Origin of the sequence: Prauserella marina, assembly GCF_002240355.1 — a bacterium.
GTDB classification, from domain to species: Bacteria; Actinomycetota; Actinomycetes; order Mycobacteriales; family Pseudonocardiaceae; genus Prauserella_A; species Prauserella_A marina.
In genome coordinates this window covers 4,424,641-4,442,942 of the sequence record NZ_CP016353.1, presented here as the reverse complement: position 1 = coordinate 4,442,942, position 18,302 = coordinate 4,424,641, and the positions used below count along the sequence as shown (strand labels likewise).

Sequence of the window (18,302 nt, the reverse complement as noted above, 5' to 3'; positions counted from 1 at the left end):
GGGCGATTCATGGACCAGCATCAGACGTTGCTCGGGGTGGCGGGCGCGGCGCCGGACGGATGGCTCATCGTGGCCAGGGACGCGCTCGCGGCCGGTGACACCGGCAGGGTCGGCGAGCTGCTCGCCGCACTCGGGAAGGCGCCGACCAGTCCCCGTGAGCACCGGTTCACCCCGCAACCACGGGGACACGAGGCCGCCGACCGCGCGCTCGTGAACCGGATCAGGAACACCGCGACCGCGTGCTGGGCGACCATGCGCGACGGCACCGACCGCGTCTACCTCGTCCAGGCCGACACCGGCCACGCCGCCATCGCTGGCGCGGCGCAGCGGGCGTTGCTGGAGTCCGGTGTGGACACCCCGAGGGTCGAGGTGCTGGGGCCGGGGCAGCCGCTGCCCTCCTACCACGAGCGGGCACTGCTGGCCTCGACCCTGTTGTGGTCGGTCCTTCCCGGCAACTCCGTGCATCTCGCCCGCGCTTTCGACGGTGCGAGCGCGGCGGGACCGTGGTTCGCCCCGGACCACGAGCTGGTCGTCGATCCGGCGATCCGGTGGCGGCTGCTTGACTTCCTTTCCGGGGGCGAGGTGGTGTTCGCCGCCTCGCCGATGACCGACGTGGTCACCGGTTCGCCCGGCGTGGTTCCGGCCGATCTGCGTTCCGACGGAACCTGGGTGTGGTCGGAAGCCTCTCGTTACTACCTCGATCGTTACCGGCTGGCTCCTGACCCCGGGCTCACCGGGCACGCGCTGGCGAACCGGCCGGGCGACCGGCTGACCCCGCTCACCAGGCACCGCGTGCGCGCGGCGCTGAACCCGATCGATCAGGAGGGCCCATCGTGGCGAGCAGGATGACCGGCGTTCGCTCCGTGCTCGGAGTGTCACCGGTGGAGGCGGATTGCTTCCGCACCATCGGGGACGCGATCAGCTCGGCACGTGACGGAGACGTGATTTCCGTGCGGCCCGGGGTGTATCCGGAGTCGATCACGCTCGACCGCGACGTGACGCTGTCCGGGTCGGGGCAGCCAGGTGACGTGCGGGTCGAGTCGTCGGGTGAGGCGGTGTTGCGGGCGACCGCGGAGCACGCCGAGGTGTCGGGGATCGAGTTCGCGCACTCCGGCGGCGAGGTCGCCGTCGATGTGCGCTCGGGACTGCTGAATCTCGACGAGTGCGTGGTCAGTGCCGAGTCCGAGGTCGCGGTCGTCGCGCGCAAGGGTTCCCGGCTGCGGCTCGGCGGTACCACGGTGCGCAATCCCGGCGGGGCCGGAGTCCTGGTGTTCGACGGGGCGAAGGCCGAACTCACCGGATGCACGTTCACCTCGGTCGCCACGACCGCCGTCGTCGCCCGCTCCGGTGGCGCGCCGACGATGGTCAACTGTGTCGTGACCGAAGCCAAGGGCGCGGTGCTCGCCGCCGACAAGGGACTCGGCGAACTGCGTGGCTGCCGCATCGAGGACATCTCAGGCACCGCGATCGTGGTCGAGGAGAACAGCGCGCTGACCGTCACCGACACTCGGGTATCCAATGTGGACGGTGTGGCGCTGCTGTCGGCCGGAGGATCGCGGCCGGTGCTGAGGGACTGCCGCATCAGCGACACCACGGCACAGGCGATCGTGGTGGTGCAAGACGCGTTCGCCGAGCTGGACCGGGTCACGGTCGAGGGCGCGCGAGGGCACGCGGTGCAGGTACTGGACGCCTCGACGGCTGACCTGACGGAGTGCGTCGTCACCGGCGCGGGTCACGACGCCGTCGTCGTCGGCGGCGACGCCACGGCCAAGCTGGCCGGCTGCCGGATCACCGGTGGCTCAGGGGGCGGCGTCGTGGCCGAGCAGCAGGCCAGGGTGACCGTGCGGGACAGCGTGGTCACCGGCGCCGCGTCGGCTGGACTGACCGCGCGGCACCAGGCGCGGCTCGTCGTCGAGCGTGGCGAGGTCCGCGAGTGCCAGACCGGGATCAGCTGGCAGGACCACGCTGACGGCTCCGTCACCGGCGCCGTCGTGCGTGACAACCTCGGCGACGGCATCTCGGTACTCACCGACCAGGCCGTCGACGTCACCGGCTGTAGTACGGACCGCAACCTCGGGACCGACACCAGGTTGCCAGGCGCGGGACTTCAGGAACCGGGGGAGCCCGAACAGCGGGCGCTACCGGCCTCGCCCGCCGACGGTGACGAGCTGGACGGCCTGCTGGAAGAGCTCGCCGCGCTCGTCGGCCTCGACGGCGTCAAACGCGAGGTGGAAACGCTCGTGCGGTTGCACCAGATGTCCGAACGCCGTGCCGCGGCCGGACTTCCTTCGCCGCCGCTGTCGCGGCACCTGGTGTTCACCGGCGCTCCGGGCACCGGCAAGACCACCGTGGCGCGGCTGTACGGCCGGATTCTCGCCGCGCTGGGCGTGCTGCGGTCGGGGCAGCTCGTCGAGGTGGCCCGGCCGGATCTGGTCGCGTCGGTGGTCGGCGGCACGGCGATCAAGACCACCGAGATGTTCACGAAGGCCATCGGCGGAGTGCTGTTCATCGACGAGGCGTACACGCTGTCAGCCGGCAACGGTTCCTCCGGTGGCCCCGACTTCGGCCGCGAGGCCATCGACACGCTCGTGAAGCTGATGGAGGACCACCGCGACGAGGTCGTGGTGATCGTCGCGGGCTACACCAACGACATGCGCTCGTTCCTCGCGGCGAACCCAGGGCTCTCGTCCCGGTTCTCGCGCACCATCGAGTTCGCCGACTACTCCTCGGCCGAGCTCGTCACCATCGTCGACGGGCTGTGCGGCAGCCACGACTACCGGCTGGAATTCGAGACGAGGGCCGCGCTGCACACCTATTTCACCGAACTGCCCCGTGATTCCGCGTTCGGCAACGGCCGCACCGCGCGCAAGGTGTTCGAGGAGATGCTGGGCAGGCAGGCCTACCGGCTGGCCGACGATCCGGACGCGGGGCACGTCGCGCTGACGCGGCTGCTGCCCGTCGATCTCGGACCGCTGCCCGGTTCGTCCGTCGGCGCGGGCGCGGGAAGGGCTGACGAGGAACGGATCGAGCAGTTGCTCGGCAAACTGCGGGCCTTGGTCGGGTTGGACGAGGTGAAGTCCGAGGTGTCCGACATGGTCGACCTGCTCGCGTCGGCGAGGCGACGGCAGGCGGCGGGACTTCCGGCGCCGTCGGTGAGCAGGCACCTGATCTTCGCGGGCCCGCCGGGGACCGGCAAGACGACCGTGGCGCGGCTGTACGGATCGCTGCTCGCCGCGCTCGGCGTGATCGCGCAGGGCCAGGTGACCGAGGTGGCGAGGGCGGATCTGGTCGGTGAGTACGTGGGGCACACGGCCCGCCGCACCACCGAGGCGTTCGACCGCGCCCGTGGCGGGGTCCTGTTCATCGACGAGGCGTACACGCTGTCGGCGAGTCGCGGGTCGGGCACCGACTTCGGCCGCGAGGCCATCGACACGCTCGTGAAGCTGATGGAGGACCACCGCGACGAGGTGGTGGTGATCGCGGCGGGGTACGAAAGGGAGATGGCCGGCTTCCTCGACGCCAACCCCGGGCTGTCCTCCCGGTTCAGCCACCGGGTCCGCTTCGCCGACTACACGGCGGACGAACTGGTCACGATCGTCAATCAGCACGCGACGGAAACCGGCTACGAATGCACCGGCCCGACGGTGGCGGCCCTGCGCACCCACTTCGCCAACATGCACAGGGGCGACTCGTTCGGCAACGGCCGCTACGCGAGGCAGGTGCTCGACGAGACGGTCGCCCACCACGCGCGCCGCACCCGGTCACTGACGGATCCGACGATGGACGACCTGTGCGTGCTGCACCCTGAAGACGTTCCTGCCCCACCGAGGCCCGAGTAGGCGCGGTGGGGCAGGAACGAGCTGGTTCAGGCGGCTTCCAGTTGCAGCCCGGCCGTGGAACGCAGCGTCCGCAACGCGTTGTGCAGCCTGCTTTTCACGGTTCCGGCGGGGATTCCCAGCACCTTGGCGGCCGAGGTCGTGGTCCGGTCGGCGTAGTACACCTCGACCAGCGTGTCCCTGTGCACCGGCGAAAGACCGTCGAGGATGTCCCCGACGACCATGCGCGTTTCCACCTCGTCGCCCGCCTGCTGGACGGCTGTCGACTCGATGCCCTGGTCGGGAAATTCGACCTCGGACGGCCGGGCGCGGCGGACGCGATGCTGGTCGATGGCGATGTTGTGGGCGACCCGCATCAGCCAGCCGCGGACCGAGCCGCGGTCCTCGGTGAGCCGGTCGAGTTTGCGCCACGCCCGAACCCAGGTTTCCTGGACGACGTCCTCGGCCGCGTACCGGTCTCCGCCGGTGAGGCGCGTGGCGTATGCCTGTAGAGCGGCGCCGTGAGCTCGCACGATGTCGTCGATGCTGACCATTTTTGACCTCACCCGTTTCGCGTTGCCCTGTGGGACAAAGCTTTCCGCCGGAGCGGGGTGAAGTCGCTGGGTCTGTCCCTCCACCCGGGGGAGCTGACCCGCTTCGCCGGGTAGGGATATCCCCACCCGGCGAAGCGGCGAGGTCACGAGCGGCCGATGCCGGAGATCAACACTCCCGCACCATCCACAGTGGTGTCAATGTGAGGTCAGGACGTCGCCGAGCACGAGGTGGCTTCGGAATCGGCGGCCGCGTCGGCTTCCCAGCGGACGTTGCGGAAGGTCGCCTCGAACTCGCCCTCCGAGTACACGACGAACGGGGTGTCGACCCGTGCCGGGTCGAGACCTTCGTCGACGAAGCACCGCAGCGGAATCGTGACCGTGCGCTGTTCGCCGACCGGAAGTTCCTGGAACAGCTTCGTGGTGTCCACCGTGCCGCCACAGGGGTAGCGGCAGTGCGCTCCGACGGACGTCGGCCCGTTTGCCGCCTGGTGCGCGAGCACGTCGAAAACCAGCGCGCCGTCTCGCTTCGAGTAACCGGAAAGGTCGGGGTACTCGTTGACCGACTGGAGGTAGACCTGTCCCGGCCCGTCTCCCTTCCACGTCACCCGAAGGCCGTCCTCGATGTTCGCCTCGATCGACTGGTGGCTGACGGAGTCGCCGACGATCTCGCTGCCTCCCCAGTTCTGGTTCGAGCCGATGAACACGTGGTACTTCTCGGCGATCGTGTCGTCGAACATCACCAGTGGGGTGTCGGGGTCGGGCCATCCGTCCCCTTGACCGGCCGACTCGCTGAGCGTGCCACCCGTGGGGGCGCCCGCTGACTGCGTGTCGGGGCCGTTCACGATCAGCGCGGTGACCAGTACCGCGACCGCGGCGACCGCGGCCGCGGCCACCAGCGCCTTCCACCGCCCTCCGCGCCGCGCCTTCGTCGGGGGTTCAAGGGCCGGTTCGGGAACCGGCGCGCCGCCGGGTTCCGGCGAGGGCTTCGCGACGGGGGTGCCGGACAGCGCGCGGGTGGCGATCGCGGCGGCACCGAGCGCGACGGTGAACTTCGGGTGCTGGGTCACCCGCACCGGCTTGCCGAACTCCTCGAACACCATCTGGGTCACCAGCGGGATCCGCGACGATCCGCCGGCAAGCAATACCGAGGACAGGTCCTCGGCCCGCAGGCCCGCCGAGGAGACGGTACGCCGCAACGCGCCCACCGTGAGCTCGACGGAAGGCCGGATCACCGCGTTGAATTCCAGCCTGGTGACCGTCAGTTCGCGCGGTCCCGACGGCAGCGGCACGGTCATCGTCACGTCCGGCTCGGTCGACAACTCGACCTTGGTGCGCACACACAGCGCGCGGATGGCGGCCAGCGCGGCGCGATCGGCCGGGCCGGCCGGGTCGAGCCCGCCGATCGCGCCGTCCAGCCGGGAGTCGAGGTGGGAGAGCAGCGCGTCGTCGAAGTCCATGCCGCCGAGATGTTCGATGCCTTCGGGGGTCCCGAGGATTTCCATCCCCTCGGCGCGCATCCGCAGGATCGTGGTGTCGAGCGTGCCGCCGCCGAGGTCGTACACGGCGACGACCTCGCCCTCGCCAAGGGTGCGCTCCCGGGTGTAGTGCGCGGCCGCTGCCTCCGGCTCGGTGATCACCTGGATGTCGTCGAGACCGGCAAGCCGTGGCACGTCGGCGAACTGCTCACGCCGGTAGGGCCCCCAGATCGCGGGGCAGGTCAGCGCGACCGACGTCGGCGCGGCGCCCATCGACGCGGTGATCTGGTCGAGGACGCCGCGAAGCTGCGCCGCCATCAGTGCCGTCGGTGAATAGGCCGCGCCGCCGAGCAGCAGCGGCGTCGGATCGCCGAGCCGTCGCTTGAAACCGCGCGCCAGCCGCGTGGGATCCGACGCGGCCTGCTCGGCCGCCACTCCGGTCAGCAGACTGCCGTCCGGCGCGTGGTAGGCCAGTGAAGGGATGACGAACCCTTGGGAAAGGGGGGCCATCCGGGAGCCGGTGTGGTCGCCGATCGCGGCGGAGGTGAACGTGGTGCCCAGGTCTATGCCGACCGCGTAGCGCACGACGAAACCTCCCTTGTCCGTTCCGTCGCGGTGCGATCAGTGGTTACGCCTGGCTTTTCCGCAGGGGGCGGCCAGTCGTCACCGGAATGGAGCAGGGTCCAGGCCCTCATTGTTACTCCCCGAGGTCGCGCAGAGCGTCTGCGATTAGTGTTGTTCCGGCTGCGCGGTGGCACCAGTGACACTGCGTCATGCGAACACCCGACGGACTGTCATGGTGGGTATTCGGGACTCCGGCGAGGTTCCGGCGGTGCCGGGGTCGCGGTTCCGCCCGGCTCGGTGATCCGTTGGGCGCCTCTCGCCATCACGTCCACTCCTCGCGAAATCCGTCTCGTCGACACGGCTTCCAGTGTTGACCATTACCTTGCTGTTTGGTCAAGACCTGTCGGTGCGCTGCCTACAGTAAGTGATGCGGGTTGCGGGCATGGAGTGGCCACGGGTGTCGGGGGCGGCTTGCTCCGGATGGCGGCGTACCGGCCACGAGGTCGTGCCGAGCGAGCGGTTCACGGCCTGGTCGGGTCTGTCCTTTACGGACGGTGAAGTCCTTGTGAACGGGCGCCGGTGCCGGACGAGGTCGCGAAGGCCGTAGAGCGCGAAAGAGGCTGGAGCGGCCGGTGGCCGTGGGCGCGGACCAGGCGCTCGGCGAGGTCAGGACGCTGGTGTGCCGGGAGTCACCGGCCACGGCGGTCGGCGCGGGACGACGAGCGGGATCGGCGCGTCACGCCGCGCCCTCGGCCCGGCGCCCTCGGCCGCGAGCGCTGTCCCAGTTCAGTCCGAAGTGGACGAATCAGATGTGCCAGCGGCGTCGGGAGTTCCGGTCAGCCGGGCCCTGATCTCGGTCTTGAGTACCTTGCCGATCTTCGAGCGCGGCAGGTCCGGCCAGATCTCGATCTGCTTCGGTGCCTTCACGCCGCCGAGCCGCTTTCTGGCGAACGCGGCCAGTTCGCCCGGCTCCGGCCGCCGTCCCGTGCGAAGCTGGACCACGGCGGTGACCCGCTCTCCCCATTTCTCGTCCGGCAACCCGAACACGGCGCTGTCCTGGACGTCCGGGTGCGCCAGCAGCGCGCGCTCGACCTCGGCCGAGTACACGTTGAACCCGCCCGTGATGATCATGTCCTTCGCGCGGTCGACGATGAAGAGGTAGTTGTCCTCGTCGAGGTAGCCGATGTCGCCGGTGTGGTGCCAGCCGTGCCTGCTCACCTCCTCGGTGGCTTCGGTGTTCTCGTGGTAACCGGCCATCACGAGCGGACCGCGCACCACGATCTCGCCCCGTTCACCTCTCGGCAACAGCGCCCCCGCGCTGTCCATCACCGCGACCTGGGTCAGCGGTGTCGGCTTTCCGGCTGAGGAAAGCCGTTCCGTGGCAACGGATCCGTCGGCGTTGAAGTGGTCGGCAGGGGCGAGCGTGGAGATCATGTTCGGGGCTTCGGTCTGTCCGAACAACTGCCCGAGCACGGGGCCGATCCTGGTCAGCGCTTCCTCCAGGCGGGAAGGTGACATCGGAGCGGCGCCGTACCAGAGGCAGCGCAGCGAACTGAGATCGGTGGAATCCAGGTCGGGGTGGTCGAGCAGACCGTAGATCACCGTCGGCGGCAGGAACGCGTGCGTGATGCGGTGCCGTTCGATCAGGCGCAGGAACTCACCGAGGTCGGGATTCGGCATGATGACGACCTCGCCGCCGAGCGCCATCACCGGAAACGTGAGCACGCCCGCCGAGTGGGTGAGCGGGGCCAGCGCGAGATAGCGGGGCCGCTCGCCGAACGGGTAGCACATGAGCGTCAGCGCGGTCGCCGTCTGCATGTTGAGCCCGGTCAGCCGCACCCCCTTCGGGACACCGGTGGTGCCTCCCGTTCCCGCGAGCATGCACAGTTCATCACCGGAAGGCGAGATCTCCTCCGGCTCGCGCCCATGGCGCTCGATCCATTCGGTGAAGCCGACCGCGCCCTCGGCCTCGCCGTCGAGGCACACCAACGTGGTCAGCCGCGGTAGTGCCTCGCGGATCTCCATGACCAGAGGTTCGAATCGCTTCTGGAAGAAAAGGCACCGGCAGCCGAACAGGTCGAGCAGCTGCCGGTTCTCCTCGGCGACGTTGCGAGGATTGACAGGGCACCACACCGCCCCCGCGCGGGAGATGCCGAATACGCAGGTGAGCGCGAGCGGATCGTTGGCCGACAGCACGGCGACCCGGTCGCCCCTCCCGATTCCGGAACCGAGCAGTGCTCCGGCGATCAGGCGGGACGACCGTCGCACCCCGGCGTAGCTGACCGAGGAGCCGTTCGTTGTCAGGCAAGGATAATCGCCGCCGAGAGAAAACCCCTTGTCGACATAATCACTGAGTCGCACCGTGACCTCGCTGTCTCGTGGATCCGGGCCGGCCGCCCCCCGCCGACGGCCGGCCCGGAAATCAGTTGTGGACGTCCAGTATCGGTTCGAGCACGAGTCCGAAGGCCCGCAGAGTGCCGAGCAGTTCGCGGTGCCCGAACGCCTGGCAACCGGAGGCGAAGCCGGCCCTCCTCGGCTGTTCCTGCAACAGATGAGCCGCCGCGTGCGCGTTGAGCAGGGCGGTCTGTTTGTAGTTGCAGTTGCCGTGGATGACGCAGTGCGCGCGGCCGAGCGGCCCCGACGCGTACACCGAGTCGAGCGAGGTGTTGACGCGCGGGTTCTCTCTCGGCGGCATCTCGTTGCGCACCTGCGCGGACAGTTCGTCGATGATCCGGTACTTCTCGTCGAGCGAGGCGCCCTCCATCTGCTTGAGCGCGCCCTCCACGATCTGCGGCACCCCGAGCATCAGCGGCCGGTTGAACACTCCGCCGAGTGCCCGCACGTTGGCCACGCGGGGATCTTTCTTGAACCACAACGGGTGCGACGTACCGCCCCATGGCAGCGCGAGGCCGAGCTCGTGCTGTCCTGGCACCACCAGTTCGTAGAGCCCGCCGTCAGGGGGCCATTCCACGTACTCGTTCTGTTCCAGGTAGTAGGCCGAGGAGAAGGCGGCGTTGGTCAGGATCGTGTTCGTGGAGGCGACCGTCGGGTAGCCCTTCCAGAACACCTGGATGTCGAGGGTGTCGAGGCCCGGCGTCTCAAGGCAGATGTTGGCCGCGATCTCACCGATGGTGTACATCTGGGCGATTCCCGGTGACAGCAGCAGGCCCCGCTCCGCGAAGTCGGCGCCGTAGCGCTCCTCGGCTTCGATCATCCAGTTCTGCTCGCCGTTGGTGTCGGTGTAGTGCGCGCCGATGTCGAGGCAGGCTCGCACCACCTCGTGGCCGTACCTCGCGAACGGCCCCACGGTGTTGAGCACGACCTTCGCGCCGCGGAACTGCTCGGTCAGCGCGGCCGTGTCGTGTTCGACCTCGACGATCTCGTGCTCGACCGTCTCCACCCCCGGCACCGCGGCGACCGCCTCTTCGACCCGTTTCAGGTCCCGGCCTGCCGCGAGGAACGGGATGTTGTACTCGCGCAGGTATTCGCAGATGAGCCTGCCCGTGTAACCGGAGGCTCCGTAAACGACGACGGGCTTGTCAGTAGGCACGGATGTTGTCCTTTCGTTCCAGGGAAAACCGGTCACATACCCATGCCGCCGTCGACGGGAAGGCCCGCGCCGGTGACGAACTTGGCGGCGTCGGAGGCGAGGAACACCACGGCATCGGCCATGTCGTCGACCTGCCCGAGCCGCCCCTGCGGGGTCAGCTCCACGACGGTCTTCACGGCGTCCTTCGGCGAGGGGAAGAGGCCGATCTCGGCGCAGTCCACGGCGAGCTGGTTGCCCATCGCCGTCGGCGTCAGGCCCGGGTAGACGCAGTTGACCCTGACCCCGTAGCCGAGCTTGCCCGACTCGGCCGCGGCGACCCTGGTGAGCCGGTCGATGGCGGATTTCGTCGCCGAGTACCCCGCGATGCCGGGAAAGGCGATGGTCGCGGCGACGGACGCGATGTTGACGACCGAGCCCCCGTTGCCCGCGCTGCCTCCGGGCCGCATGGCCCGGAACGCGTACTTGAGGCCGAGCGCGGTGCCGACGACGTTCACGTCGAGCATGCGGCGAAGCCCCTCGGGGTCGAGGTCGGCGATGAGGCTGGTGATCTCCACTCCGGCGTTGTTGACGAGCAGGTCGAATCCGCCGAGCGCGTCGAGGACGTTCGGGATCGCCTGTGCCCAGCTCGCCTCGTCGGTCACGTCCAGTGACACGAACTCGGCGGTGGCTCCCGCGTCGCGCAGCGACTGGGCGGTCTCCTTGCCGACGTCGTCGAGCACGTCGCCGACGGCGACGGCCGCTCCCGCCGTGGCCAGCGCCTCGGCCATTCCGGCGCCCAGCCCTCGCGCCCCTCCGGTGACCAGCGCTTTCCTGCCGGTCAGGTCGTAACTCGTCATTCGGAATCTCCTCCTTGAGATCGCTGAGCCGCCGCCCTTCCTCGCTCGTGGGCGAGAACGGAGGGTGCGCCGTGGGTCACAGAGTAGCGATGTTTGGACAGTCGTCAAGAATTTCTATGACAACTGTCCAAGGTCAATGTCGGCGACGGGACGATAGACTCGGAGCGGCCGCAGCCCGCGGACCACAGCCACCCGACGGGACGAACACGTGACCGAGGTCGCCGAAACCAAGCAGGACAAAATCGCCCGCCGCCAGGTCGACAAGTTCGAGGGGCGGCGGACGGAACTCGCGGTCGCCACCCTGCACACGCTCGCCGAACTCGGTTACGCGCGGACGAGCCTGCGGGAGATCGCGCAGAACTCGGAGTTCTCGCACGGCGTCCTGCACTACTACTTCGCGGACAAGCGCGACCTCATCACGCACGCCGTGCGCCAGTACGAGGCGGTGTGCGTGACGCGCTACGACGAGGCGGTGGCCAGTGCGACCACGGCGGCGGAACTCAAGAGCGAGTTCGCGGGAACCTTCTTCGGCACGCTGAAAGCCGACGCCGCGTTGCATCGCCTCTGGTACGACCTGCGCAACCAGAGCCTGTTCGAAGAGTCGTTCCGCGAGGACGTACTGGAGATCGACGAGCACCGCGAGGCCATGATCTGGCGGGTGATCAGCCGGTACGCCGAACTTTCCGGCGGTGAGCCCGCCACGTCGCCGGCCACGGCGTATCTCGTGCTGGACGGCGTTTTTCAGCGCGCACTGCTGCACTCACTGTCCGGAATGGACGAATCAGTGGCGCGGCTGGAGAAGGAATTCGACCGCGTGCTCGACCTGCTGGTCACGATCTAGGCAAAGGTCATTCGGTGCGGGATTTCCCGACGGTTCCGGTGAAGGTGGCGAAGGCGATGATGTTGTCGCGGTAGCTGTCGGCGGCGGCGTCGAACTCGCCGCCGCACGTGATCAGCCGCAGTTCCGGGCCTTCGGTGTTGCCGTACACCTCGTCGGCGGGGAATGCGGATTTGGGTTCCCGCGCCATCCGGGCGACGACGAACCGGGCGACGCTCCCGTCGCTTCTCCCGACCCGGATTTCGTCACCGGCTTCCAGTTCGTGCAGACGCGCGAAGATGCCGTCCTCACCGGCACCGTCGACGTGCCCGAGGATCACGGCCGGTCCGGTCTCGCCCGGCGTTGGGCTGTATTCGTACCAGCCTGCCTGCATCGGTTCGTCGACGGGCGGGACGGCGACCGTCCGGTCCGGGTTGAGTCCCAGCGGCACGAGTGACGAGCGCGCGCCGATCCTCGGCACGTCCACCCACGCCGGAACCGATCGCGGTAATGCCTGTGCCGCCGGGGTTTCCACCGTCGAGACCGACGATGGGGGCGGGGAGCCGAGGCCGTCCGGCCGCTCGGCAGAGCAGCCGGACAGCACCACGGCGATCAGCGCCAGGGCGGCGGCGAGCGTGCCGCGACCGCCCCGGTTTCCCCACGAGTGGGAACGCGGGTTCATCCGAGGTTCCTCAACGCGTGCCGGTGTGCCTGCGACGCAACACCAGCACGGTTCCGCCACCGGCGACGGCCACCGCCGCGGCAGCACCCCCGATGGCTGCCGCGGCGGTGCCCTGCTCGGGTCCGCCGCCGGTTTCCGGCGCGCCCTCGGGACGCTGGGACACCTGGTCCTCGGGTACCGGCCGCGCCTCGGGAGGTACCTGTTCCGCTCGCTCCGCCTCCGCGGCCCGCTCCTCGGCGGGTACTTCGGACACCGATGGCTCGGTGGGTTCGGGCCGCGCCGTGGGTTCGGGCCGCGCGGATTCCGTGGCGGGGGCGGGCCCGCTGGGCTGGCCCGCTTCGTCGGCCCAGCCCACCGCGGCGGTCAGCGGGAGGGTTGTGGCGGCCAGCACGGCCACAGCCGCGCACGTTCGCCCAAGCTTCATCGATGTGGTCCTTTCGTTCGGCGCCCGTCGTCAGGTGACGGACGAGGACCAGCATGGGCCGGGGTTGTCAGGATCCTGTCCGTTCGATGTGAAGAAGTCGTTCGATCGCGCACGGACCGCGAATTGTGAAGATCCTGTTCGATGGCTGGGCCGGGACCATGGCGCGGCGGCCTTTTCAGCCAAGGGCAGGCGATAATCCGCGGGGTGAGCGCACAGGTGCTGGTTGCCGAAGACGACCCGAAGCAGGCCGAGCTGATCCGGCGCTACCTCGAACACGACAACCACCAGGTGATCGTCGTGCACGACGGGCGCGCGGCCATCGAGAAGGCGCGGCGGTGCGAGCCCGATCTCGTCGTGCTCGACGTGATGATGCCCAAGGTCGACGGGCTCGACGTGTGCCGCGTGCTGAGAGCTGACTCGGACGTCCCGATCGTTCTGCTCACCGCGAGAACGACGGAGGACGACGTGCTGCTCGGGCTGGATCTCGGCGCCGACGACTACATCACCAAGCCCTACAGTCCCCGGCAGCTCGCGGCTCGGATCAGGGCGATCCTGCGCAGGTCGCGCATCGCCAGGGACCGAGGGGAGCGGCCGCTGCGAGTCGGCGACCTCGTGCTGGACCGGCAACGGCACGAGATCACGCTCGCCGGAACCCCGCTGGACTGCACACCGGCGGAATTCCGGTTGCTCGCGGTGCTGGCGGCCGAGCCGGGGCGGGTCTTCAGCCGGGGACAGTTGCTCAGCCACGCCTTCGGCACCGACAAATTCATCACCGAGCGCACCATCGACGTGCACGTGATGAACCTGCGCCGCAAGCTCGAACCCGATCCCCGGCGGCCGGTGCGCCTGCTCACGGTCTACGGAATCGGCTACAAACTGCGGGACGGCACCGATGGCACGCAGGCATAGTCTGCTCACCCGGTTGCTGGCGATGTCGGTGGTGGTGGCGGGGTGTTCGATCGGCGCGACGGCGTGGCTGGCCGCGCAGAGCACCAGCGGAGCGATCACCAGGGAGATCGGCGAAACGCTGGCAACCGACGCGAAGATCTACGACTCGCTGCTGGGGCACGCGGCAACACACCCTCGGTGGTCGGGGGTTCAGCGCCTGGTCACCGACCTTTCCGAGCAGACCGGCCGCCGGATCACGCTGACCACGACGGCAAGGGCGCCGATCGCGGACTCCGGCGGGCCGCAGGATCCGCCGCTTCCGCAAACGCCGTCGGCCGTCGTCGACCCGCTCGCCGTCGACGCGGTCCTCAAACCGGACGCCGCTGCCTCCGGTATCGACCAGCGCGCGGTCGGCCCTTACCTGCTCACGCCCGAGGAGCGCGATACGTCGCGTGCGCTGGCGCGGCGGCAACTGGAGTGCATGCGCGGGTCGGGGGAGCGGGGCGAGATCGTCGAGCGGCCCAACGGGCGCTCGGTGGTGCGGGTGGTGGACGATGTGCCGGAGAGCACCGTCGCCCAGGTGCCGGCTCGCGAGCAGGCACCCCGGCCGACCGAGCCGCCGTCCGCGGTACCGGTCGAAGAGGCCGCGATCTGTGCCGAACCGGCGGTCCCGACGGCGACGGAACGAGAGGCGACCACCGCGCTGCTGGCCTTGGTCGATGCCTGCCTCGACCGGCAGGGGCTCGGCGCGCTGGCCGTCGATCCCGCGAGCATCACCTCACCGGAGGAACTACCCGCGGGGCCTGAGGCGCAGCGCTGCGTGGACTCGGCACACCGGGAACAGCTCGCGTCCTATGTTTCCGGACCGGCGCAGCTCTACATCACCAAACCGGGAGGGGACGAACCTGCCGCTCTGTCCACTGTGGGCATATCGCGGATCGTGTGGACGGCGGCTGCCGTGCTGGTCCTGACGATCGGCGTGACGGCACTCGCCGCGAGCAAGCTCGTCCGCCCCATTCACGCGGTCACCTCGGCCGCGCGCAAGATGGGCGACGGCGACCGGTCGGCGCGCGTCGACACGAGGGCCCGAGGCGAGATCGGGGAGCTGGCCACGGCGTTCAACACGATGTCCGCCCAGATCGAGCGCACGGAAAGGCAACGCAAGACACTGGTCAGCGATGTCGCGCATGAACTGCGCACACCGCTGGTGAACGTGCGCGGCTGGCTTGAGGCCGCGCAGGACGGCGTCGCGACGCTTGACCAGCCCCTGGTCGCCTCGCTGCTTGAGGAGACATTGCTGTTGCAGCACCTCATCGACGACCTGCAAGACCTCGCGCTCGCCGACGCCGGAAAGCTGCGCGTGCACACCGAACCCCTGCACACCGGTGCGATTCTCGACCAGGTCGCCGCGGCCCACCGGGGAAGGGCGGAGGCGGATGGCGTCGAACTGGCCGTGATCGTCGACGGTGATCCCGATCTTTCCGCTGATCCGGCGCGGTTGCGCCAGGCATTGGGAAACCTGGTGTCCAACGCGCTTCGGCACTCCCCTGAGGGCGGCAGGGTCACGTTGTGGGCGCGGCGCGAAGGCGAGGAGGTGCTGATCGACGTGTCCGACACCGGAACCGGCATCGACGCCGAGTCGCTGCCGCACATCTTCGATCGCTTCTGGCGCGCGGAGAAGTCGCGCGGCAGGGCAGGCGGGGGAAGCGGGCTGGGACTGGCGATCACCCATCACCTCGTGGACGTCCACGGCGGGCACATCGAGGTGCGCAGCACGCTCGGCGAGGGCACGACCTTCACCATCCGCCTGCGCGCGGACCGGAATCCGGGTTCGTGACCAGGTGGTGCGGCGTCCGGCGTGGGAAAATCGGCAGCGTGGTCGAGGTCAGGGACGCGACACCCGCGGACGCGCACGCGATCGCCGTCGTGCTGGTGCGATCGTGGCGAGCCGCTTACCGTGGTCTGCTTCCGGACGTGGTGCTGGCCGGGCTTTCCGTCGCCGAGCGGCAGCGGTTCTGGGCGAATCTGCTGACCGTCCGGCCGCCGCGCACCCGCGCGGTCGTCGCCACGACAGCCGGTGCCGTCGTCGGTTTCGCCGCGACCGGCCCACCGCTCGTGTCGGCCGACCGCGCCGATCCCGCGCTCGGTGACCTCTATGTGCTCTACCTCGTTCCCGGCGCGTGGGGCAGGGGGATCGGCTCGCGCGTGCACGCCGTCGCCCTCGACCGGCTCCGGTCCTGCGGCTTCACGCACGCGGGACTGTGGGTTCTCGACACCAACGAACGCGCGCTGCGCTTCTATCACCGCCACGGCTGGACCGACACCGGACGCTCCCGGCTCGACCGGGGACCCGGCGGCGCCGAGTTGCCCGAACGGCGACTCCACCACGACCTGATCCACTGACGGGACCGGGCGTGATTCGGCCGAGTGGTCCGAGAACCGCTCATCCGACCCGCGCCGTCGGTGTTCTGCGGTGCACCCGCAGCACCGTCGTCACCACGAAGGCGGCCGTGACGGTGAGCAGGATGCCCGCCTCGATCAACTGGAACAGCCAGTATCGGTCGGCAGGCTGGTACTCGATGAGCTGGCGGCAACCGCCCTGGTAGTACGCGCTCTCGGTGAGCGGGGCCCCGGCCGGAACACAGACCCGGTCGACCGCGTCGCCGTCGATCTCCCTGCCTTGCCCGTCCAGCCACCGGCTACCGACGAGATAGGTGTCGGGCCCCACTCCCTGATCGGCGGCGGTCACCTCCAGTTGCCGAGGCGCGGCGAACCCGTCGCGGTTGGTCATGAACAGGAAGAGCGCTACGGCGAAGACGCCGACCGTGATGGCCAGCGCTGGCAGTACCCGCTGTGCCACGGCTCCCGCGGCGACGCCCAGCGTGAAAGCGAACAGCCACCACGCCGCGGGTACGACACCGGACACCGTGAACAGACCGGGATCGGCGAAGCGGTGCCCGGCGAGACCGGTGCCGTCGAACACGCCGAGCCACGCGCTGATCATCGCGCCGAACGCGAGCCCGGTGATCACGACGACCGCCGCGAGCCCGCCCAGTTTGGCGAGCAGCCACCTGCCCCGGGAGACCGATTGCGTCCAGGCCAGCTTGTGGGTCGCGCGCTCGTATTCCCCCGCCAGTACGGGAACACCCCAGAATATGCCGATCAGCAGTGGTACCAGAGGGAACCAGCCGAGCACCGTCGAAACTTCGGTGAACCGGTCGCGTGCCCGCGCGCCGGAGGGGTCGTCGCCGAGGGCGCCGGACACGCTGATTCCGTGCACCAGCAACGCGATGCCCAGCGCGGCGAGGAAGGCGGCCGTCACCAGAATCTGCACCCGGTGCTGGCGCCAGGTCATCCACAACACGAGACATCGTCCTTCGGTTCGCGGGTCATCAGGTGGCCGAGGTCAGTGTCGGCCTTGGCAAAACGGCTGCTTCCGGTCTGCGGAGGTAAGCCAGGACGAGCTCTTCGAGGCAGGGGGAGCGAACCGGCCATTGTGGATCGAACACGGCCTGTCCCTCCGCGCGGACGAGCAGGGAGGTCTGTCCTTCGCCCGCGCCCTGTTCCACGACCGTGAACCGGTCGGCGATCGCGGGAACGGACCCGGCTGGGCAGGACAGCACCCGGTGCCGGTCGGTCAGGTCGTCGATGTCGCCGTTCACCTGCACGGCCCCGCGGTTGAGCACGATGAGCCAGTCGCAGGTGTCGGTCAGGTCGGCGACGACGTGGGAGGACAGGACGACCGAGAGTTCCCTTTCGGCGACAGCGGCCATGAGGCTCGTCATCACCTCGTGCCGGGCCAGCGGGTCGAGGTTGGCCAGAGGTTCGTCCAGCACCAGCAGTTCGGGACGTTTGGCGATCGCCATGGTCAACGCGACCTGCGCCTGCTGACCGCCGGAGAGCCGTCCGGTCTTGCGCTTGGCCGAGATGCCCAGATCGGCCAGCCGTCGTTCCGCGAAAGCCTTGTCCCAGCGGGGATTCAGGTGCCGCCCGAACCGCAACATGTCGGCGACGGTGAAACCGGGGTACAGCGGTTTCTCCTGCGCCAGGAAGGCCACGTTCGGCAGCGCCTTTCCAGCCGGTTCGCCGAGCACCCTGATGTGCCCTCTCGTCGGCTCCAGCAGGCCGACCGCGAGGTGCAGGAGGGTCGTCTTTCCCGCGCCGTTCGGGCCGACGAGCGCGACGACCCTTCCCTGGGGGATGCTCAGCGAGCAGTCGCGCAGGGCCCAGTCCCCGTGGTAGCGCTTGGCGAGCGCGGTCGCCGTCACCATGTCCCGTTCCGTCATCCGGTGGCCCCCTTGACCTCGCCCGCCGCGCCGACGACGGATTCGAACAGCGCGCGAACGTCCTCGTCGTCGAGCCCGGCCGTGTGCGCCGACCTGAGCCAGCGGGTCAGTTCCTTGCGCAGCCGGGCATGGTCGGTGAACGCGGCGCCGCCCAGGGTGCGTTCAACGAAGGTGCCCAGTCCCGGCTTTCCGCTCACCAGCCCTTCCCGTTCCAGTTCCCGGTAGGCCTTGAGGACCGTGTTGGGGTTGATCGCCAGCTTCTCCACGACTTCCTTCGCCGTGGGCAGCCGGTCTCCCCGCGACAGCGTGCCGAGCCGAAGCGCGCTCTTGACCTGGTGCACGAGCTGGAGGTAGGTCGCGACGCCCGAGCCTCGGTCGAGGCGAAAGTCGATCACCTAAGCACCCTTTCAC

16 protein-coding genes are annotated in these 18,302 nt (G+C 69.4%); 6 read left to right on the top strand and 10 right to left on the bottom strand.

The window, feature by feature from the left end; all coding sequences use genetic code 11:
• The first annotated feature begins 9 nt into the window (after window positions 1-9).
• Window positions 10-849: a hypothetical protein gene (locus tag BAY61_RS20880; RefSeq protein ID WP_091810068.1), complete on the top strand. Its 840-nt coding sequence runs from the start codon at window positions 10-12 to the stop codon at window positions 847-849.
• Window positions 834-3,839, top strand: coding sequence for an AAA family ATPase (locus tag BAY61_RS20875; RefSeq protein WP_245865295.1), 3,006 nt, complete (start codon window positions 834-836; stop codon window positions 3,837-3,839). Before BAY61_RS20880 ends, BAY61_RS20875 begins: the two co-directional genes overlap by 16 nt.
• A gap of 26 nt (window positions 3,840-3,865) precedes the next feature.
• Here BAY61_RS20875 and BAY61_RS20870 read toward each other — a convergent pair whose 3' ends face one another.
• The 5 genes from BAY61_RS20870 to BAY61_RS20850 all read right to left on the bottom strand — a co-directional run bounded on the left by BAY61_RS20870 (window position 3,866) and on the right by BAY61_RS20850 (window position 10,794).
• Window positions 3,866-4,369, bottom strand: a complete 504-nt coding sequence (locus tag BAY61_RS20870) for a sigma-70 family RNA polymerase sigma factor (protein ID WP_091810066.1) — start codon at window positions 4,367-4,369, stop codon at window positions 3,866-3,868.
• A 206-nt stretch (window positions 4,370-4,575) separates the two neighbouring features.
• Window positions 4,576-6,429: an Hsp70 family protein gene (locus BAY61_RS20865; RefSeq protein WP_245865293.1), complete on the bottom strand. Its 1,854-nt coding sequence runs from the start codon at window positions 6,427-6,429 to the stop codon at window positions 4,576-4,578.
• Between the two features lie 765 nt (window positions 6,430-7,194).
• Window positions 7,195-8,769 (bottom strand): acyl-CoA synthetase, encoded by a 1,575-nt coding sequence (locus tag BAY61_RS20860; protein WP_091810064.1) that lies wholly within the window; start codon window positions 8,767-8,769, stop codon window positions 7,195-7,197.
• A 61-nt stretch (window positions 8,770-8,830) separates the two neighbouring features.
• Window positions 8,831-9,958 (bottom strand): DUF5938 domain-containing protein, encoded by a 1,128-nt coding sequence (locus BAY61_RS20855; RefSeq protein WP_091810063.1) that lies wholly within the window; start codon window positions 9,956-9,958, stop codon window positions 8,831-8,833.
• 32 nt (window positions 9,959-9,990) lie between these two features.
• Window positions 9,991-10,794, bottom strand: a complete 804-nt coding sequence (locus BAY61_RS20850; RefSeq protein ID WP_091810061.1) for an SDR family NAD(P)-dependent oxidoreductase — start codon at window positions 10,792-10,794, stop codon at window positions 9,991-9,993.
• Between the two features lie 208 nt (window positions 10,795-11,002).
• Between BAY61_RS20850 and BAY61_RS20845 the strand changes: the two genes are divergently transcribed.
• Complete coding sequence (locus BAY61_RS20845) at window positions 11,003-11,635, top strand: TetR/AcrR family transcriptional regulator (RefSeq protein WP_091810059.1); 633 nt, start codon at window positions 11,003-11,005, stop codon at window positions 11,633-11,635.
• A 7-nt stretch (window positions 11,636-11,642) separates the two neighbouring features.
• Here BAY61_RS20845 and BAY61_RS20840 read toward each other — a convergent pair whose 3' ends face one another.
• Window positions 11,643-12,293, bottom strand: coding sequence for a class F sortase (locus BAY61_RS20840; RefSeq protein ID WP_091810058.1), 651 nt, complete (start codon window positions 12,291-12,293; stop codon window positions 11,643-11,645).
• Window positions 12,294-12,303: 10 nt separating this feature from the next.
• On the bottom strand, window positions 12,304-12,717 hold the full coding sequence (locus BAY61_RS20835) for a hypothetical protein (RefSeq protein ID WP_143021460.1): 414 nt from the start codon (window positions 12,715-12,717) through the stop codon (window positions 12,304-12,306).
• Window positions 12,718-12,921: 204 nt separating this feature from the next.
• Between BAY61_RS20835 and BAY61_RS20830 the strand changes: the two genes are divergently transcribed.
• From BAY61_RS20830 to BAY61_RS20820, 3 genes are read left to right on the top strand one after another with little or no spacing between them, the layout of a single operon-like run.
• The gene (locus BAY61_RS20830; protein WP_211323523.1) at window positions 12,922-13,626 is read left to right on the top strand and encodes a response regulator transcription factor; all 705 of its coding nucleotides are present in this window, start codon (window positions 12,922-12,924) and stop codon (window positions 13,624-13,626) included.
• Window positions 13,610-15,442, top strand: a complete 1,833-nt coding sequence (locus BAY61_RS20825) for a sensor histidine kinase (RefSeq protein ID WP_211323524.1) — start codon at window positions 13,610-13,612, stop codon at window positions 15,440-15,442. Before BAY61_RS20830 ends, BAY61_RS20825 begins: the two co-directional genes overlap by 17 nt.
• A 38-nt stretch (window positions 15,443-15,480) precedes the next feature.
• Window positions 15,481-16,008: a GNAT family N-acetyltransferase gene (locus tag BAY61_RS20820; RefSeq protein WP_245865290.1), complete on the top strand. Its 528-nt coding sequence runs from the start codon at window positions 15,481-15,483 to the stop codon at window positions 16,006-16,008.
• A gap of 40 nt (window positions 16,009-16,048) precedes the next feature.
• Here the strand turns inward: BAY61_RS20820 and BAY61_RS20815 are convergent, their stop codons facing one another.
• Genes BAY61_RS20815 through BAY61_RS20805 form a run of 3 tightly spaced genes read right to left on the bottom strand, consistent with a single transcriptional unit; the run spans window position 16,049 to window position 18,286 of the window.
• On the bottom strand, window positions 16,049-16,960 hold the full coding sequence (locus tag BAY61_RS20815; protein ID WP_110057687.1) for an ABC transporter permease: 912 nt from the start codon (window positions 16,958-16,960) through the stop codon (window positions 16,049-16,051).
• 37 nt (window positions 16,961-16,997) lie between these two features.
• The gene (locus BAY61_RS20810; protein WP_091810051.1) at window positions 16,998-17,891 is read right to left on the bottom strand and encodes an ABC transporter ATP-binding protein; all 894 of its coding nucleotides are present in this window, start codon (window positions 17,889-17,891) and stop codon (window positions 16,998-17,000) included.
• Window positions 17,888-18,286, bottom strand: a complete 399-nt coding sequence (locus BAY61_RS20805) for a GntR family transcriptional regulator (RefSeq protein ID WP_091810049.1) — start codon at window positions 18,284-18,286, stop codon at window positions 17,888-17,890. Before BAY61_RS20805 ends, BAY61_RS20810 begins: the two co-directional genes overlap by 4 nt.
• Window positions 18,287-18,302: the final 16 nt, after the last annotated feature.

Bases quoted from the DNA above. Each gene is read 5' to 3' on its own strand.
- BAY61_RS20835 (WP_143021460.1), bottom strand. From the start codon at position 12,717: ATGAAGCTTGGGCGAACGTGCGCGGCTGTGGCCGTGCTGGCCGCCACA.
- BAY61_RS20840 (WP_091810058.1), bottom strand. From the start codon at position 12,293: ATGAACCCGCGTTCCCACTCGTGGGGAAACCGGGGCGGTCGCGGCACG.
- BAY61_RS20815 (WP_110057687.1), bottom strand. From the start codon at position 16,960: ATGACCTGGCGCCAGCACCGGGTGCAGATTCTGGTGACGGCCGCCTTC.
- BAY61_RS20825 (WP_211323524.1), top strand. From the start codon at position 13,610: ATGGCACGCAGGCATAGTCTGCTCACCCGGTTGCTGGCGATGTCGGTG.
- BAY61_RS20880 (WP_091810068.1), top strand. From the start codon at position 10: ATGGACCAGCATCAGACGTTGCTCGGGGTGGCGGGCGCGGCGCCGGAC.
- BAY61_RS20850 (WP_091810061.1), bottom strand. From the start codon at position 10,794: ATGACGAGTTACGACCTGACCGGCAGGAAAGCGCTGGTCACCGGAGGG.
- BAY61_RS20810 (WP_091810051.1), bottom strand. From the start codon at position 17,891: ATGACGGAACGGGACATGGTGACGGCGACCGCGCTCGCCAAGCGCTAC.
- BAY61_RS20870 (WP_091810066.1), bottom strand. From the start codon at position 4,369: ATGGTCAGCATCGACGACATCGTGCGAGCTCACGGCGCCGCTCTACAG.